Below are 16,028 nucleotides of genomic sequence, written 5' to 3'. Positions count from 1 at the left end.
ACACTCCGTTCTTGCGAGCCTATTCGCAGCGGGAGAAGCCTCATTGCGCAGGATCTGGCCCTTCCATCGTAATCGCCCCACCGGTACGGCCGGAGATGGCGCGTCTCCGCATGGGCGGCTTCTGTCCGATCGTCGTGGCGCGGTGGCGGTGGAGTTCGCCATCGTCTCGATTCCGTTCTTCCTGCTGCTGTTCGCCATTCTCGAAATGGCGCTGATGTTCTTCGTCGGTCAGTTGCTCGACACCGCCACCGTGTCGGCTTCCCGCCTGATCCGGACGGGCGAGGCCAAGGCGCAGTCACTTTCCCAGGAGCAGTTCAAGACCAAGGTCTGCGAGGGCATGGTCAACCTCGTCGATTGCGAGACGCGCCTTTACGTCGACGTGCAATCCTATTCGAGCTTCACGTCCTACGCGCCAACCAGTCCGCTTGACGAGGATGGCAACATAACGTCGACGCAGTACACCAACGGCAACAAGAACGAGATCATCGTGGTCCGCAGCTTCTACGCTTGGCCGGTTCTGTTCAACATGCTGGCGCGCAGCAGCACGAGGCTGGCGAACGGCGAACAGTTGCTCGGCGCCGTCGTCGCCTTTCAGACGGAGCCATTCCCATGGTAGCGCGGTTCGGCCAGCTCGGGGTGCGGCTCGGTCGGCTCGTCGGGCGCTTCGCGGTCGAGCGTCGGGGCGTGTCGGCTGTGGAGTTCGCGCTGATCCTGCCGCTGATGCTGATCATCTATGCCGGTTGCGGCGAGGTGACGACGGCGCTGATCGTCGATCGCAAGGTCAGCCGGGCGGCCAGCACCATATCCGATCTCGTCGCCCAGCAGAGCTCGATCAGCTCGGCGATGATGAACAACATATTCGACGCGACAACAGCCATTATCGAGCCCTACGACGCCTCCGTGGCGAAGGTCGTTCTGGTCGTTGTCGACATTACCTCGTCGGGACAGAAGGTCGCATGGTCGAAGGCGCGCCACGATACGGCCGCGACGGTCAATGTGGCTCCGCCCGCCGGGCTCGCGGTTCCCGATACCATTGCAACGGTCGGCGACGAGGTCGTCGTGGGGCGGGTCACCTACGCCTTCACCTCGCCCTTCGCCAACGTCATGAAGAGCATCACGGGCAGTACCGTCTATAATCTCGAGCACGTGTTCTTTCTGAAGCCACGCCAGGGAAACACGATCACCTTTACCGGTTAGGCGTCGCTTGCCGTGGCAGCTTTACCCGGCAACTGCCGGCGATATGGCAGTTAACGAGCCGGCAACACGGGGCTGGTAGGATCGAGAAACTGCGATCTGGAGCCTTTCCTCAAGAGAACACATCCTGTGGCATCAGCGGCTTTCCACATCTCCACGATCCTCAGGCCGTCGATACTGGCATTCGGCGCGGTGGTCGCCGCTCTTCTTTCGATTACCAGCGTCGTGCGCGACCACGACGACGAACGGTATCTCGAACGACGCTATGCCGATGTGGGCAAGATCCTGTCCGCGGCAATCGATCCTCGCTTCCAGAGCAAGGCCGACGAGATCACCCGAGTTGCCGAGCGGTTGGTGGTGATCGGCGCCATTCGTGGCGGCGGGCTCTACGATGGCTCCGGGCATGAACAACAGGTGTTCGGTGAGCGCGTCGAGGCGACTTTCAACGCCGTCATGCGCACGGGGCGTACCGTGTTCCGCCCGGCCGGTAGCGCCAAGGCCGACTTCTACTATCCGCCGGAGGCATCGCAGACACCCTTTCACATCTTCCTGAGGGTGGACGTCGGAGAAATCACCAGCCTCGAGACGGTCCGCGACGAACGGGCGGTCACGATTGCGCTCGGGGGCGGAATGGCGGCGGCCGGCGTCACCGAGCTTGTCATGTTGATGATGGTGTGGTGGCCTTTGCGTCGGGTTCGGGCGGGTGTCGAGGCCATGCTGCATGATCCCGCCTCGGCCGATCGCGGCCAACCGCTTCGGTCTTGGGGTGGCGAGGTCGGCAAGCTGACCTTCGCCTTCGAGTGTCTTCGTTCGATGCTAGCGGACGTTTGGCGGACGCGCGTCATGGTTGCCGATACCATCATCGAGTCCTCCCCCTTCGCGGTGTTGCAGATCAACACCGATGGACACCCCTTCTTCGCCAACCCGTCCTGCGCCCGCCTGTTCGGCCGTGATATTCTTCGAACCAACGAGGTGTCGCCGCTGATGCTCCGCGACGTGACGAGTGGGGCGCGTCTCGGCCTCAAGGCCTACGTCGAAACCTACAAGAGCGGTATCCGGGCCGTGGAGTTTCCGACGCCGAACGGGCCGAAGCAGGCGCTGATGGCTTCACTGGTGCTTGGCGCGGAAACGCGGGCGCCGGTCAACGTTCTTGTCGGCGTCGACATCAGCGCGATCTACGGCGCACGCATCGCGGCGGAGGCCGCGCTCAAGTCCGGCATGGATGAAGTAACCCGATCCACCGTGCGGGTCTTCGAGTACAAGCAGATGCTGGAAGCCTGCCTCGCGTTGATGGGAGGCGGCAAGAAGGAGCGCGAGCACGTGCAGGTCGCCGACTTCGTGCGCGAATGGCTCGATGCGGCCAAGGAAGCCGGGGCCGTGCAGCTCTTCGAGGTCGAGGGCGAGGATCCGGAGCTTGCCGGCGGCAAGGACAACCTTCGATCCGTGGTGCGTTTTGCCGCCTTTGCCGCCTATACGGAGCTTGGCACCCTGCCGGTCGACATGAAGATCGACCTGAGGGGCATCGACTTCGAGACCGCCGGCCTGCAGGTGCAGGTGCGCGCCGCCGCTGGGGCCAAGGGGGCTTGCGCGGCCGACAGCAACCTGGCGCTCGCCGCCCTCAAGGCCGCCGTAGCCCGCGTCGACGGCCAGCTCTCTGGCGTGGAGAAGGATGAGAGCGGGACCGTTCTCGTCAGGATTACCCTGCGCGGTGCGGCCGAGCGCATGCAGACGGCGATGAAGTCGAAGACCGCCGAGTAGGTTTCCGCCGCATCTTCGCCGGAATGTCTTGCGCCCTCTTGGCTGCAAGGTGGCGAGGCGTTTACTGGCTGAGGACAAGGCGTCCGTTCTCGATTGAGAAGGCCTTGAGGCGGCTGAGGAAGCTCATTCCCAAGAGATTGGTGGCGAGTTGCTCATCGGACAGGACCAAGGCATCGACATTGCTCACCCTGATATCGCCGACTTCGATCTCGCGAAGGCGGACACGGGCGGCCTCGGCAACGCCGCCGGCGGTTGACACCTTCGCCGTATAGTCGCCGGGAAGAACAATCAGGCCGGCGGTTCGGGCGTCGGACGCGCGCAGGGCCACCAGGGTCGCCCCGGTGTCGGCCAGCATGGACAGTGGCCGGCCGTTGACGCGACCGGTAAAGACGAAGTGGCCGCGACCGTCGGCGGCGATTTCGACCCTGCCGAACGGGAGGGCGGGCTTCGGTTTGGCGGCCGGCGCGGGGGTGTCCTTGGCTTCCGGCAAAGTTGCAAGTCGCTGCAGCTCGGGCGCGAAGAATCCGATCACCACCGTTGCCGCCAATACCAACCACAGGAGACGGAGCATCATGCCCTCCGGGCGGTCCGCATCGACCGCTCGGACAGCCTAGAAGGCGGTCGTTCCCAAAGCATTAAGCGGTGATCGGATCACGTCGCGGCGGCAAGGCTTGCCTTGGCCAAGGCGGCCCAGACGGCAGCGCCCGGAGCGATGGCGTCGTCCGCGAAATCGTAGGCGGGGTGGTGGAGGCCGGCCGAAGGACCGTTACCCATGAAGAAGTAGGCGCCGGGTACGCGCTCGAGGTAGTAGGAGAAGTCTTCCGCCGCCATCAACGGCGCCCCGGTCCGGTTGATGGCCTTGCTGCCGAAGAGGCCTTCGACGACATCGCCAACCCGTCCTGCGGGCGCCACGTGGTTTACGGTCACCGGATAACCGCGCTCGTAGGCGACGCGTGCTTCGGCGCCGAACGTCGAAGCGACGGCCGTTGCGATGCGGCCGACCGACGCCTCGAGGTCCGCGCGAACCTTCTCATCAAGCGCGCGGACCGTTCCCGACAGGCGAGCGGTCTGCGGAATGACGTTGTCGGTGTTGCCGGCATGGAACGTCGTCACCGAGACGACGCCCGAGGCGAGCGGATCGGTGTTGCGCGCCACGATCGACTGGAGGGCCGTGACCATCTGGGCGCCCACCAGAATGGGGTCGATGGTCTCGTGCGGGCGGGCGGCGTGTCCGCCCCGACCGAGGATATCAATGTAGAAGCGGTCGGTGGAGGCCATGATGGCGCCGGGGCGTACGGCGAAGCGGCCCACCGGCAGTCCTGGCAGGTTGTGGATTCCGTAGATCTCGTCCACTGGGAACCGTTGGAACAGGCCATCCTCGATCATCGCCCGGGCTCCGGCGCCACCCTCTTCGGCCGGCTGGAACACGAAAACGACCGTGCCGGTAAAATCGCGATCGGCCGCGAGATGGCGTGCGGCGGCGAGGAGGGTCGCCGTATGGCCGTCGTGGCCGCAGGCATGCATGGTCCCGGGCGTCTGGGAGGCCCAGGGAGCCCCTGTGATTTCCTCGATCGGCAAGGCGTCCATGTCGGCGCGCAGGGCCACGGCCCGGTTGCCCGGCCGCCCCCGGAGCACGCCGACGACCCCGCAGCCTCCGACGCCGGTCACGACCTCGTCGAGGCCGAAAGCGCCGAGCTTTCCGGCAACAAAGGCGGAGGTCTCGTCGAGAGCGTAGAGCAGTTCGGGACGGCGATGCAGATCGCGACGCCAGAGCACGGCTTCGCCGGCGATGGCGGCAATCTCTTCAAGGGCGGACAAGGGTTGACCTCTCTACGGACAATTGCGGAGAAATGTCAGCCTAGCATGCCGGCAACGGCGAAGGCGAGAGCCATTCAGCCTCTTGCGCGATGTCCAGGGCTTGCCGAAATTTAACCATCCGTTCGTGTTCTTGCTGGCAAATCCACCTGCCGATCGGTTTGCCGATCGAGCCTTCATGGAGATTCCCGTGTCCGGACGCGCCTTCGCCTTCCTGCCGCTTTGCGCGGCATTGTTTCTTGCCGCCTGCCAGAGTGCACCGCCACCGCCACCCAAGCCGACCTTCTACGAGGACCTTGCCTCGCCGACGGCTCGGGTCGACGAGACCAAGGCGCTGGCCATGCTCAATCAGTATCGTGCGCAATCGGGCATCGCGCCTTTGACGCTGGATCCGCGTCTCAACCGAATCGCCGAGGACTATGCGAGGAAGATGGCGGCCGCCGACAAGATGGGCCACGACGTGGACGGCCATTCCCTGCTCGGCACGCGCCTCAAGAGCTATGGCTATCCTTTCTCCAACGCCGGCGAAAACGTCGCGGCGGGCTATCACACGTTGGCCGAGGCGTTCTCGGGATGGCGGCAATCGCCGCCGCATGATCGCGGCATGAAGGACCCGGACATGAGCCTGATGGGCATCGCTACCGCCTACAACCCGAACTCCAAGTACAAGGTGTTCTGGTGCCTGATCCTGGCCCATCCGCCCGTTGTCGCCGCCGGTGGCACGCTGATGGGCGCCACAAGCGGCTTTGCGCCGTCGGTCGGTCTGACCATCAGGTGATGACAAAGGCGCTGCCGGATCCGCTCAGGCCTCGGCGGCGCCGCTTCCCTTGCCCGAGAAGGCAGCGGCGAGCGCTGCGTAGAGTTCGCGCGGCGTGAAGGGTTTGCGAAGCGTCGCGGTGGCGCGAAGCTCGGTCGGCATGCGCGCCGAGGCGCTGATCATGACAACCGGCGGCAGTTCGCCGCTAAAGCGGGCCTCAAGAGCGTCGAGGACGTCGGTCGCGGTTTCCGAGCGCAACGTCCAGTCGACGATGACGACATCCGGCCGGCAGGTGGCGACGACCGATTGCGCCTCGGCGCTGCCACCCGCTTCGTACACATCGACCTCGAAGGACTCCAGGATGCTGGCGATCAACATGCGGGCGATCGGGCTGTCGTCAACGACGAGAGCCACCGGACGGGTTTCGTCCGACGTCGGGTAGTCGCTTTCGCCAATGATCGACTGGGTCACGGTGCGCCGTCCCATGAGGTGCCCGACGAGGCGACGGCCGCCCAGGATCGCCTGGGCGCCGCCGGATGTGGCGGACGGAGAGGCTGGGGGCAAACGCATGGGCATGATCGGATTCCTGGCAAGTGAGATGACTACAGTAAGCGCGGGACCTTTCCGCCTTGTTAAGCACGGCGCTTAGCCTACGAAGCTCTTTCGGAAGCGATCTTTTTCCGATCGACCGTTGACGGCTGAACGCCGACCGGTATAGTCCGCCTCCGCTGCCCCAGTGGCGAAATGGTAGACGCGGCAGACTCAAAATCTGTTGTTCGCGAGAACGTGCTGGTTCGAGTCCGGCCTGGGGCACCAACTTCCTTTTTTCGCGTTTCCGGATGGTGCCGGCAGCCGGTGGCGATTGTTGGGCGGGAACGCGCCGCCATCGTGACCTCTCGCCGTGTTTCTCTTTCGGAACCGACCTGATACATCGGACGCACAACTCAAGATCGCTCCGCAGGCCAATGTCCGACTTCGCGCTCAGCCAAATGCCCCTCATCCAGTTTCTTCGCGGCGCTCTCGACCGGCATTCGAGTGGCGTCATCTATCGTGACCTCGCGTCGGCGCTCAGACAGGCGATTACCGAAGGGGTGCTCGGGACTGGCGACGTTCTCCCTGGGGAACGAGACTTCGCGGAGGCGATCGACGTCTCCCGCACGTCGGTGCGAAAGGCCATCGAGACGCTGGTCGGCGACGGCGTGCTGATTCGCCGCCACGGCGCGCGTACCGCCGTGGCCGAGCGAGTCGAGAAGCCGCTGTCCGCCCTCACGTCCTTTTCCGAGGACATGCGCTCGCGCGGCATCGAACCGGGTATGACGTGGATCAGCCGGGAAGTCGGCCCCGCCTCGCCGGCCGAGATCATGGCGCTTCATCTGTCGGTGGGTGCCCGCGTCTGCCGCCTGAAGCGCCTCAGAACCGGCGACGGCATGCCGATGGCCATCGAACACGCCGTGGTGCCGGCCGACGTGCTGGACGACCCGGAGGTTGTCACGGGTTCGCTCTACGACGTGCTGGCCGAGCGAAACCGTCGGCCTGTCAGGGCCTTGCAGCGGCTGCGCGCCGCTGTGGCTGGTATCGAGGACGGGCGCCTGCTCCACCTGGAGATCGGCGCGCCGTTACTGGTTGCCGAGCGTCGCTGCTTCACGGCCGACGGCACCCCCGTGGAGTTCACGCGCACCTATTATTGCGGGGAGCGCTACGACTTTTTGGTTGAGCTGCGCGCTCAGGATTGAATGTGATCACTTTGATACCAGTTGAGCAAATTATAGGCCTTTAGTCCAAACTGGTTGCTGACTGGTTCTTTCGCTGCTACCACTCTTCCAGTGAACAGCAGCGAGGAAACCGTGTCCGACTGCCTCCAGCGTTTTGCCTCATCGCTCGTCGTTTCCTGTCAGCCGGTGCCGGAGGGGCCGCTGGATCACCCCGATCAGGTGGTCGGCTTCGCGCTGGCTGCCCTGGCCTCGGGCGGTCGAGGGCTTCGGATCGAGGGCATCGCCAATCTCAAGGCGGTCAGGGCGGCGACGGACGCGCCGATCATCGGTCTTATCAAGCGCGATCTCGATACCTCACCGATCCGGATCACGCCCTTTCTGGACGATGTCATCGCGCTGGCCGACGCCGGCGCCGACATCATTGCCTTCGATGCGACCGATCGGGTTCGTCCCGTGCCTGTGGCCGATCTCTGCAAGGCCGTGCATGCCCGAGGCAAACTCGCCATGGCCGACATCTCGACCATCGAGGAAGCGAGGGCGGTGGTGGCGCTCGGCGTCGATGTCGTGGGCACCACCATGTCCGGATATACCGGCGGCCCGGAGCCGTCGGAGCCAGACTTTCCATTGCTCGCCGCCGCCGTGCGGCTTGGCCGGCCAGTGATCGCTGAAGGGCGCATCCGCGTACCGGAACAGGCGGCGGAAGCGATCCGGCTCGGCGCCCACGGCGTCGTCGTCGGTTCGGCCATCACCCGTCCCGAGCACATCGCGCGCTGGTTTGCCGATGCCATCGATGTGGCCCGCGCCGCTGCCACCCAACCGGCACTGGCCTTCGATCTCGGCGGCACCAAGACGCTGGTAGCTCTGGTCGATGGCGACCGTGTCGTAGACCGGCGCGAGCAAGGCACGGACAGGCAGGTCGATCCGGATGACTGGTGCGACGCCATCGCCGAGCTGGCGGCTCCCTGGCAGGGTCGGTATGGCGCCGTGGGCGGCGCGGTCACGGGCGTCGTGCATGGTGGCCGCTGGTCGGCGCTCAACCCCGGTACGCTGCCGGTGTCGTCGAACTATCCGTTGGCCGACGCATTGGCGGAGCGCCTCGGCAGGTCGGTGGTGCTCCACAATGACGCGCAGGCGGCTGCCTGGGGCGAGTACCGCTTCGGCGCCGGTGCCGGCCGCGATCTTGTGTTCGTCACCGTCTCCACGGGGATTGGTGGCGGCGCCGTCATCGGTGGGCGCTTGCTCGTCGGTCGCGGTGGTGTCGCCGGCTCGGTCGGCTTCACTCACGAGACGGCCGGGGTCCCGCTCGAAACGCTGGCGAGCGGCAGCTTTCTGGCCGATGCGGCTGCGGCGCTCGGCCACTCCGTCGACGCGCCGGCCGTCTTCGCCGCTGCGGCGCGTGGCGAGGCCTGGGCGTCCGCCGTGGTCGACCGCTCGGTCGATGTGGTCGCGCGGCTTCTTGAGAACCTGCAACTGCTGTTCGATCCGGCCGTCATGGTCGTCGGCGGTGGCGTCGGCCTGGCCGACGGCTATCGCGCGCGCCTCGAAGCGCGGCTGGCGCATCTGCCGCCACACCTGAAGCCCGAGATCCGCGCCGCGGCTCTCGGAAAATCCGCTGGCGTGATCGGCGCCGCCGATCTCGCCCGTCGCACATTATAGAATCCAAGGGGACACAAAATGACGCGACTGAAAACCCTTCTGACCAGTGCCGCCCTGTTCGCGGCGTTGGGTGTGACCGGAGCCATGGCCGAGGTGACCGTTCTCGGATGGCCGGGAGGACCTGAGGAGGCTGGCCTGCGCAAGGCGGCGGACGCCTACAACGCCACAGCTTCCGACGCCGACAAGGTGAAGCTGATCTTCTTCAATCGCGATGGCTTCTTCGACAAGCTGGCCGCCGATCTCGCCGCCGGCTCGACCGACTTCGACGTCAACCTTCTCGCCACATACGCGCTCGGTCGCTATGCGCCGTTCATGGATCCGATCACGCTGCCGGACGCGGACAAGGCGACCTTCCCCGAGAAGGTGCTGGCGACCATGCAGTATGACGGCAAGCAGTACGGCATCCCGACCGACCTGTCGTTGCACTTCATGTACTACCGCACCGACCTCATCGAGAAGCTGCTGTCCGACGCCGACTGGAAGGCGAAATACGGCGAGATTTCCGAGAAGTATCTCGGCAAGAAGCTCGAGCCAAAGGACCCGGACGCCTGGACCTGGGAAGACTGGATGGCGACGGCGCTGTTCTTCACCAAGTCGATCAACTCGGACAGCCCGACCCGCTATGGCACGGTTCTCCAGATGAAGAACCTCTTGTTCAACATGATGGTCTGGCATTCGGTCGCGCGCGCCCAGGGCGGCGACTGGATGAACGACAAGGGCGAGATCACCGTCGACAGCCCCGCCTATCGCACGGCGCTCGACATCTACAAGAAGCTCTATGACGAGGGCACGTCGCCCAAGGACTCGACCACCTACGAATTTGCCGAGTCCAACGCCGCCTTCGGCGCCGGCCAGGTGGCCACGATGGTGCAGTGGAACGCCGCTTTCGGCGATCTCGACAACAAGGAGAAGACGCCCGCCGTCGCCGGCAAGATCGGCACCGTCGCGCCACCTGCCGGCCCGGAGGGGCGCTTCACCCATATCCACGGTCTCGGTCTTGGCATCAACAAGGCGTCCAAGAACAAGGAGGGCGCCGTCAGGTTCCTGAACTGGCTTGGCACGCCCGATGCCATGGAGATCTATGCCAAGGCCGGCGGCTCGCCGGCGCTCAGCGACGAGGTGGTGGCCAAGGTCAGCGCCGAACGGCCCGACCTCGTCAAGCTCGGCCAGTTCGCCGGCGCTTATGGCTTCGTCATGCATGGTGGCACGGCGGCCAAGGCGTTGCAGGTCTACGAGTTGCAGGCCAAGGAATTCACCGCCTACTGGGCTGGCGACAAATCGCTCGACGAAGCGCTCGCTGCGACCAAGTCGGGCATGGCCGAACTCCTGAAACCCTGATCATATCTGGACGGTGGCGGCCTGACCGCCCCTGTCCCAACTCCGGCGGGTTGCGGTAGATAATTGAGCCAGCAGCGCCGCGCCGCCACTCCGCGCGCCGGTTTCCCCCCGGCCGGCGCGCGGCACCTTTCCGCCGTCGCCGATCTTTCGAGGACGAGACCCGTATGCCGCGGACTTCCCGTTTCGAGGGGCGCCTTCTGATCGCCCCGCTCACGGCCTTTCTCATCGCCCTTCTCGGGTTCCCGCTCGTTCTCGACATCATCTATTCGATCTCGCGCGTCGGCTTCGAGAACATTCGCGCGCCGGAACCGATCGGCCTGTCCAACTATGCCAAGGCCATCGCCGATCCGGAGTTCTGGGCCGCCGCGTGGTTCTCCCTGCGCTTCGGACTGATCGTCTCCGTCATCCAGGTGGTGGCTGGCCTCGGGCTTGCCGTGTTTCTGGCGCCGCTGTTCGCAAAACGACCCTGGCTGATCGCCTTGCTGATGCTGCCGATGATGGTGGCGCCGGCGCTGGTCGGCCTGATGTACCGGCTGATCCTGCATGAGTTCGTCGGTGCGGTGCCGTACTACCTCCTCGAATGGTACGGTGATTTTCCCGCATTCCTCGGCCGCGACTGGGCCTTCACGACGCTGGTGGTCGTGGAGACGCTGCAATGGACGCCGTTCGCGCTCTTGATCTTGCACTCGTCCTACGCAGCGATCTCGCCGGATGTTCGCGAGGCGGCGGCGCTGGACGGGGCCCGCGGACGACGGTTGTTCCTCAACATCGACCTGCCGCTGATGATGCCGGCGATCGGGATCACCTTCTTCATCCGCTTCATCGACAGCTTTCGCGTGTTCGACAACCTCTACACCCTGGTCGGGCCGGGAGCTGGCGGTTCGACGACGTCGATGAGCATCTACATCTACCAGGCCTTCTTCAAGGTGGGCGACATAGGCCTCGCCGTTGCCGCCTCGATGTTGCTGCTCGTGGCATCCTTCGTGGTGCTTTGGGTGATCAACGGCCTCACTGCCAGAAAGGCGCCGCTATGAGGAAGCCCCTCGTCAACGCCCTGCGGTGGCTGGTGTTCATCGCTGCCGTGGTGATCCTGAACTTCCCGGTGATCGCGACGCTGGTCACCTCGCTGAAGAGCGAGGCGGAGATCATGACCAACGCCTCGCTGTTCATCGAGGCGCCGACGCTCGACAACTACGCGGCCGTGTTCGCCATGGCCGACCGCTTCGACATCCTGCATTTCCTCACCAACAGCCTCGTGGCCTCGCTGATCGGCTCGGTTCTCGCCATCGCTCTGGCCTTCCCCGCCGCCTATGCCATGGCGCGCTTTGGCGTGGGCAGGAGCTGGCTGCTGCCGCTCGCCGTCAATCTCCGCGCCGTGCCGCTGATCATCTTCGCCATTCCGATCTACCTGATGTACCAGCAGGTCGGCCTGCTCGACACGCGCTTCGGCCTTGCCCTCATTCTCTGCCTCGTCAACGTGCCGCTCGTATTGGTGCTGTTCGCCTCCTCGATTGCCGATCTTCCGCTGGAGATCGAGGAAGCCGGTCGCGTCGACGGTGCGGGTACGTTGCGGCTTCTCGTCTATGTCGTGGCACCGATGTCCCTCAACGTCGTCGCGGCGTCGTCGGTGCTGGCCTTCATCTATTCGTGGAACGAGTTCCTGTTCGGCCTGATGCTGACCACCAACAGCGCAACGCCGGTGTCGGTCGGTGCCTCGTTCTTTTTCGCCGCCTCTGGCGGTGGCGTGCGTTGGGGCGTGGCGGCCGCCGTCATGATCCTGGCGACGCTGCCGCCCCTCATCCTCGGCCTTCTGATGTATCGCCAGATCGGCCGGTCGATGACCGCCGGCGCCGTCAAGGGCTGACCCCTATCCCCTCTTCGCCTCGAGAATTCCGGGAAACGACCATGGCCGAGATCGAGTTCAAGTCCGTTGCCAAGTCCTTCGGCAAGGTTGGCGTGATCGCCGGCCTCGACCTCAAGGTCGACGATGGCGAGTTCATCGTCTTCGTGGGGCCGTCCGGCTGCGGCAAGTCCACCGCGCTCCGGATGATTGCCGGTCTTGAGGAAACGACTTCCGGCGATATTCGGATCGGTGGCCGCTCGGTGACCGGGCTTGCGCCGTCGGACCGCAACGTCGCCATGGTGTTCCAGAGCTATGCGCTCTATCCGCACATGACGGTGGCCGGCAACATCGGCTTCCCGCTGAAGATGGCGGGACGGCCAGCTGCTGAGATCGCCCGGCGGGTGAAGGAAGCCGCCGACATTCTCGACCTTGGTCCCTATCTTGGCCGCCGGCCGGCCCAGCTTTCGGGCGGACAGCGCCAGCGCGTCGCCCTGGGGCGGGCGATCGTCCGGCACCCCGAGGTCTTCCTGTTCGACGAGCCCCTGTCTAACCTCGACGCCGACCTTCGGGTATCGATGCGCGGCGAGATCATGCAGCTTCGCGAGCGCATCCGCGCGACCATGATCTACGTGACGCACGATCAGACCGAAGCGATGACCATGGGGGACCGGATCGCCGTCTTCGCGCCCCTCAAGGATGGCCACACCCACAACCTGATGCAGGTCGGTACGCCGGAGGAACTTTACGAGCGGCCGGCCAATCTGTTCGTCGCCCGCTTCCTTGGATCACCGAAGATGAACATGATCGAGGTCGCCGAAGGGCAGGCTCCCGCCTTCGGGACTCTCGATCTCGGGGCGCGCCCGTCCGATCACGGCGGAACATCGCTTCTCGGCGTCCGCCCGGAGGATATCCGCATTGCCGATGCCGGTGAGCCGGGGCTCGCCGGCCGCATCCGGCTGGTCGAGGCGCTCGGCGCAGAATACTACGTGCATGTCGAAACGGCGGCCGGCGAGCTCATCGCTCGCGTCATGGACAAGCGTATCCGTCCGACGTCAGGTGATGTCGTCACCCTGCAACCGGCGCCCGGTTCGTTCCATCTGTTCGACAAGGCGACCGGCTGCCGCATCGCCAACTGAGCGGCCGCCGGTCCGCCCGAGGGCTATTCCGTTCCGATGATCGGGGTGGGGCGGCCGCGCACCATGCGCGTCAGCGTGTCCTGACGCCAGAGGTAGGCATGGGCAAGCGCCATGCCGATATGGCCGAGCGTCAGGGCGAGCAGCGCCCAGCCGAGCAGGCCATGCATGGCGTTGGCCGGGGCCATCAACTCCGGGATCCGCTCGCCGCCACCGGCGAACACTTCGATGCCGAAGACCGAAAGGCCGCGACCGCTGCCATAGGCCCTGAGCACGGCTACCGCCGGGACTGCCAGCATCAGGAGATAGAGGGCGAGGTGTCCCAGGCGAGCGGCGATGCCGAGAAGACCGGCGGCATGGACCGGCCGGTTGCCGAGGTTGACGAGAGCCCAGGCGCCGCGCAGGACGACGGCGATCAGAAGCAGGAAGCCGACCGACATGTGCCACGACCAGAAGAAGCGGGCAGCCGGCATTTCGCGATCGACGGCATGCAGGATGGCGGAAAGAAACTGCCAGGCGAACAGCGCCGCCATCAGCCAGTGCAGGGCGCGGCTGATGGTGCCGTAACCCTCGGGGTGGTCGAAGAGCGTCGATTGATCCTTCATGGCAGGGCTCCCGTCATCGGTTGGAATGGGGTGATGGTTTAGGTGATTATGCGTAGATGGCCGGTATTTGCCAGTGCGAATGCGACGGGAAGTCGACCAAGGTAACGAGTGGGGGCTCAAAACTGCGTGAGAGGAACACCCGACGAGGTGGAGAGGATCGGGCGAGGCCCCAAGGTTGCCTCGTAACGCGCCATCCACTAAGTTCCGGGCGTTCCGGCATCTGGCGCCATGATGAAGGCTGCCTGGCCGGTGGCGGGAGGACGGATGAAGCGCGTTTCCGATCTAAATCACCCCTTCTATCGGCCGCTTTGGCGTCGTGTGCTGCTGGTGGCGGTGACCGGAGCTTGGGCCTGCTACGAGAACTTCGTGGTCAAGGATCCGATGTGGATGGTGTTGACCGCCGGTGTCTTCGTCTACGCCGCCTGGGTGTTCCTGATCAAATGGGTGGACCCGCAGGACAAGCCGGCGGAAACAGTCGCGGGCGGCGGCGAACCATCCGAAGGGGCGGACGGTGAAGAAGGCGTCGACCGTCGCTGACTTGCGATCTATGCTAGGGGTTCCCACGTAGGAAGCGGCATCGTCGCCGAGACCGTTTACGGGAGCCTGCCATGACCGTCGAGACCTTCCCCATCACGCGCACCGACGCGGAGTGGCAGCGCCTGCTCACCCCGGAGCAGTATCGCGTCATGCGCGGACACGGCACCGAGGTGCCGGGCAGTTGCGCATTGCTTCACGAGAAGCGGCGGGGCGTGTTCCACTGCGCAGGCTGCGACACGCCGCTGTTCGCTTCGAACGACAAGTTCGAAAGCGGCACCGGTTGGCCGAGCTTCAACGAGCCGGAGCCGGGCGCCGTCGAGACGTCCGTCGACCGCAGTCATTTTATGGTGCGGACCGAGGTGCATTGCGCCCACTGCGGCTCGCACCTCGGCCATGTGTTCGACGATGGGCCGCCACCGTCCGGTCTGCGCTACTGCATCAACGGCGTGGCGCTGGTCTTCCATCCGCAGGAGTGAAATGGCGGCCGGCGGCCGCCATCACCGCATCACTTTTCCGCGTCGGTCTTGCCGTTGGCGATCGCCGTAAGGATCAACTCGGCCGCCTCGTCGACGCCGCCCCAGCCGATCACCTTTACCCACTTTCCGGGCTCCAGATCCTTGTAGTGCTCGAAGAAGTGCTCGATCTGGTGAACCGTGATCTCGGGCAGGTCGTCGACCGTCTTGATCTTGGAGTAACGGGTGGTCAGCTTGTTGGAGGGAACGGCGATGATCTTCTCGTCATGGCCGCTCTCGTCCTGCATCTTGAGAACGCCGATCGGGCGGCAGTTCATGATGGCGCCGGGCACGATGGCGCGAGTGTTGACCACCATCACGTCGATCGGATCGCCGTCGTCGGACAGGGTGTGCGGCACGAAGCCGTAGTTTCCAGGGTAATGCATCGCCGTGTAGAGGAAGCGGTCGACGTACATGGCGCCGGCCGCCTTATCCATTTCGTACTTGATCGGCTCGCCACCGAGCGGCACCTCGATGATGACGTTGATGTCCTCGGGCGGGTTGTTGCCGATGGGAACGGCGTCGATGCGCATGATTAATCCTTGAAAAGAAACAAAGTCGCGAGCACGTGTTTATCCGTAATGGTGGGGCGAAAGCAAGGCGAAGCGAACGCTGGAGGGGCGGCAAACTGCCCGATTTTCAGCCTCGTCCGACCGGCGGCCAGGCATAGACCACGACGGGCACCAGGCGGCCGGCGATCTTCTCGCTGGAGCCGACCACTTCCTGGCCGCCGAGCCGTTCATAGAAACCGACGCCAACGTCGTTGGCCGCGAGGACGCGAACGACCAGACCGTCGAGATGCATGTCGGCCAGGGCCGCTCTGGCTTCCTCGAACAACCTTCTTCCCAGGCCGATGCCGTGCATGTCGGGATGAAGATAAAGCTCGTAGACCTCGCCCTGGAAAGGAAGCGCGCGCATGCGACTTGGACCCAAGGTCGCATAGCCGACAACCCGGCCTTCCACCTTGACCACGAGCATGGCGACGTTGCGGGAGATCGCCTTGGCCCACCAGTGAGGGCCGCGCCGTTCGATCATCCGTTCGAGCTCGACGCCGTCGAGAAGTCCTCGATAGGCGTAGCGCCAAGCCGCATCATGGACTGCCGCGATGTCCGCGGCATCCTCCACGGCGGCGCGCTGGACGTCGATCGAAAGGGTGCTCATGGAGGCA

At 64.9% G+C, this 16,028-nt stretch carries 18 protein-coding genes and 1 tRNA gene; 13 read left to right on the top strand and 6 right to left on the bottom strand.

The genetic code is table 11. The features are described 5' to 3' along the window. Positions 1-43 precede the first annotated feature (43 nt). The 3 genes from M4J39_RS14345 (at position 44) to M4J39_RS14335 (ending at position 2,952) form a co-directional block, all read left to right on the top strand. Positions 44-616: a TadE/TadG family type IV pilus assembly protein gene (locus M4J39_RS14345; RefSeq protein ID WP_251729068.1), complete on the top strand. Its 573-nt coding sequence runs from the start codon at positions 44-46 to the stop codon at positions 614-616. Further along, on the top strand, positions 610-1,197 hold the full coding sequence (locus M4J39_RS14340) for a TadE/TadG family type IV pilus assembly protein (protein WP_251729066.1): 588 nt from the start codon (positions 610-612) through the stop codon (positions 1,195-1,197). The genes M4J39_RS14345 and M4J39_RS14340 overlap by 7 nt, the downstream gene beginning before the upstream one ends. Before the next feature lie 126 nt (positions 1,198-1,323). Then, entirely contained in the window at positions 1,324-2,952 is a 1,629-nt protein-coding gene (locus M4J39_RS14335; RefSeq protein ID WP_251729064.1) for a hypothetical protein, read from the top strand. Between the two features lie 61 nt (positions 2,953-3,013). Here the strand turns inward: M4J39_RS14335 and M4J39_RS14330 are convergent, their stop codons facing one another. Further along, positions 3,014-3,526, bottom strand: coding sequence for a TIGR02281 family clan AA aspartic protease (locus tag M4J39_RS14330; RefSeq protein WP_251729062.1), 513 nt, complete (start codon positions 3,524-3,526; stop codon positions 3,014-3,016). 77 nt (positions 3,527-3,603) lie between these two features. After that, a complete protein-coding gene (locus M4J39_RS14325; RefSeq protein ID WP_251729060.1) occupies positions 3,604-4,770 on the bottom strand; it encodes an amidohydrolase in 1,167 nt (388 codons plus the stop codon). A gap of 187 nt (positions 4,771-4,957) precedes the next feature. On the opposite strand from M4J39_RS14325, the gene M4J39_RS14320 reads away from it, so the two are divergent. Continuing rightward, a complete protein-coding gene (locus tag M4J39_RS14320) occupies positions 4,958-5,545 on the top strand; it encodes a CAP domain-containing protein (protein ID WP_251729058.1) in 588 nt (195 codons plus the stop codon). 24 nt (positions 5,546-5,569) lie between these two features. Here the strand turns inward: M4J39_RS14320 and M4J39_RS14315 are convergent, their stop codons facing one another. Further along, positions 5,570-6,100: a response regulator gene (locus M4J39_RS14315; RefSeq protein WP_251729056.1), complete on the bottom strand. Its 531-nt coding sequence runs from the start codon at positions 6,098-6,100 to the stop codon at positions 5,570-5,572. A gap of 154 nt (positions 6,101-6,254) precedes the next feature. Between M4J39_RS14315 and M4J39_RS14310 the strand changes: the two genes are divergently transcribed. From M4J39_RS14310 to M4J39_RS14280, 7 genes are all read left to right on the top strand, one after another. Further along, positions 6,255-6,340: transfer RNA gene (locus tag M4J39_RS14310), tRNA-Leu, on the top strand. Between the two features lie 149 nt (positions 6,341-6,489). Next, positions 6,490-7,257 carry a GntR family transcriptional regulator gene (locus M4J39_RS14305; protein WP_251729054.1) on the top strand — a complete coding sequence of 256 codons (768 nt, stop codon included), beginning with the start codon at positions 6,490-6,492 and terminating at the stop codon, positions 7,255-7,257. Between the two features lie 111 nt (positions 7,258-7,368). Next, entirely contained in the window at positions 7,369-8,892 is a 1,524-nt protein-coding gene (locus M4J39_RS14300) for a putative N-acetylmannosamine-6-phosphate 2-epimerase (RefSeq protein ID WP_251729052.1), read from the top strand. A gap of 18 nt (positions 8,893-8,910) precedes the next feature. Further along, positions 8,911-10,230, top strand: coding sequence for a sugar ABC transporter substrate-binding protein (locus tag M4J39_RS14295; protein ID WP_251729050.1), 1,320 nt, complete (start codon positions 8,911-8,913; stop codon positions 10,228-10,230). A gap of 164 nt (positions 10,231-10,394) precedes the next feature. Further along, positions 10,395-11,264 (top strand): carbohydrate ABC transporter permease, encoded by an 870-nt coding sequence (locus tag M4J39_RS14290; protein WP_251729042.1) that lies wholly within the window; start codon positions 10,395-10,397, stop codon positions 11,262-11,264. Next, entirely contained in the window at positions 11,261-12,094 is an 834-nt protein-coding gene (locus M4J39_RS14285) for a carbohydrate ABC transporter permease (RefSeq protein ID WP_251729040.1), read from the top strand. The genes M4J39_RS14290 and M4J39_RS14285 overlap by 4 nt, the downstream gene beginning before the upstream one ends. 41 nt (positions 12,095-12,135) lie before the next feature. Further along, on the top strand, positions 12,136-13,209 hold the full coding sequence (locus M4J39_RS14280; protein ID WP_251729038.1) for an ABC transporter ATP-binding protein: 1,074 nt from the start codon (positions 12,136-12,138) through the stop codon (positions 13,207-13,209). Between the two features lie 23 nt (positions 13,210-13,232). On the opposite strand, the gene M4J39_RS14275 is transcribed toward M4J39_RS14280, so the two are convergent. Continuing rightward, positions 13,233-13,811, bottom strand: a complete 579-nt coding sequence (locus M4J39_RS14275) for a cytochrome b (RefSeq protein WP_251729036.1) — start codon at positions 13,809-13,811, stop codon at positions 13,233-13,235. 264 nt (positions 13,812-14,075) lie between these two features. On the opposite strand from M4J39_RS14275, the gene M4J39_RS14270 reads away from it, so the two are divergent. Both M4J39_RS14270 and msrB read left to right on the top strand, forming a co-directional pair. Then, positions 14,076-14,348, top strand: coding sequence for a hypothetical protein (locus M4J39_RS14270; protein ID WP_251729034.1), 273 nt, complete (start codon positions 14,076-14,078; stop codon positions 14,346-14,348). A 71-nt stretch (positions 14,349-14,419) separates the two neighbouring features. After that, complete coding sequence (gene msrB / locus M4J39_RS14265) at positions 14,420-14,824, top strand: peptide-methionine (R)-S-oxide reductase MsrB (RefSeq protein ID WP_251729026.1); 405 nt, start codon at positions 14,420-14,422, stop codon at positions 14,822-14,824. 29 nt (positions 14,825-14,853) lie between these two features. Here the strand turns inward: msrB and ppa are convergent, their stop codons facing one another. Further along, positions 14,854-15,393: an inorganic diphosphatase gene (ppa, locus tag M4J39_RS14260; RefSeq protein ID WP_251729024.1), complete on the bottom strand. Its 540-nt coding sequence runs from the start codon at positions 15,391-15,393 to the stop codon at positions 14,854-14,856. A 106-nt stretch (positions 15,394-15,499) separates the two neighbouring features. Further along, a complete protein-coding gene (locus tag M4J39_RS14255) occupies positions 15,500-16,021 on the bottom strand; it encodes a GNAT family N-acetyltransferase (RefSeq protein ID WP_251729022.1) in 522 nt (173 codons plus the stop codon). Between the last annotated feature and the right edge of the window lie 7 nt (positions 16,022-16,028).

Origin of the sequence: Pleomorphomonas sp. NRK KF1 (genome assembly GCF_023721755.1) — a bacterium.
GTDB lineage: Bacteria > Pseudomonadota > Alphaproteobacteria > Rhizobiales > Pleomorphomonadaceae > Pleomorphomonas.
This window is presented reverse-complemented; position numbering and strand designations above follow the sequence as displayed.

Bases quoted from the DNA above. Each gene is read 5' to 3' on its own strand.
- M4J39_RS14340 (WP_251729066.1), top strand. From the start codon at position 610: ATGGTAGCGCGGTTCGGCCAGCTCGGGGTGCGGCTCGGTCGGCTCGTC.
- M4J39_RS14330 (WP_251729062.1), bottom strand. From the start codon at position 3,526: ATGATGCTCCGTCTCCTGTGGTTGGTATTGGCGGCAACGGTGGTGATC.
- M4J39_RS14315 (WP_251729056.1), bottom strand. From the start codon at position 6,100: ATGCCCATGCGTTTGCCCCCAGCCTCTCCGTCCGCCACATCCGGCGGC.
- M4J39_RS14305 (WP_251729054.1), top strand. From the start codon at position 6,490: ATGTCCGACTTCGCGCTCAGCCAAATGCCCCTCATCCAGTTTCTTCGC.
- M4J39_RS14295 (WP_251729050.1), top strand. From the start codon at position 8,911: ATGACGCGACTGAAAACCCTTCTGACCAGTGCCGCCCTGTTCGCGGCG.
- M4J39_RS14290 (WP_251729042.1), top strand. From the start codon at position 10,395: ATGCCGCGGACTTCCCGTTTCGAGGGGCGCCTTCTGATCGCCCCGCTC.
- M4J39_RS14285 (WP_251729040.1), top strand. From the start codon at position 11,261: ATGAGGAAGCCCCTCGTCAACGCCCTGCGGTGGCTGGTGTTCATCGCT.
- M4J39_RS14280 (WP_251729038.1), top strand. From the start codon at position 12,136: ATGGCCGAGATCGAGTTCAAGTCCGTTGCCAAGTCCTTCGGCAAGGTT.
- M4J39_RS14275 (WP_251729036.1), bottom strand. From the start codon at position 13,811: ATGAAGGATCAATCGACGCTCTTCGACCACCCCGAGGGTTACGGCACC.
- M4J39_RS14270 (WP_251729034.1), top strand. From the start codon at position 14,076: ATGAAGCGCGTTTCCGATCTAAATCACCCCTTCTATCGGCCGCTTTGG.
- msrB (WP_251729026.1), top strand. From the start codon at position 14,420: ATGACCGTCGAGACCTTCCCCATCACGCGCACCGACGCGGAGTGGCAG.
- ppa (WP_251729024.1), bottom strand. From the start codon at position 15,393: ATGCGCATCGACGCCGTTCCCATCGGCAACAACCCGCCCGAGGACATC.
- M4J39_RS14255 (WP_251729022.1), bottom strand. From the start codon at position 16,021: ATGAGCACCCTTTCGATCGACGTCCAGCGCGCCGCCGTGGAGGATGCC.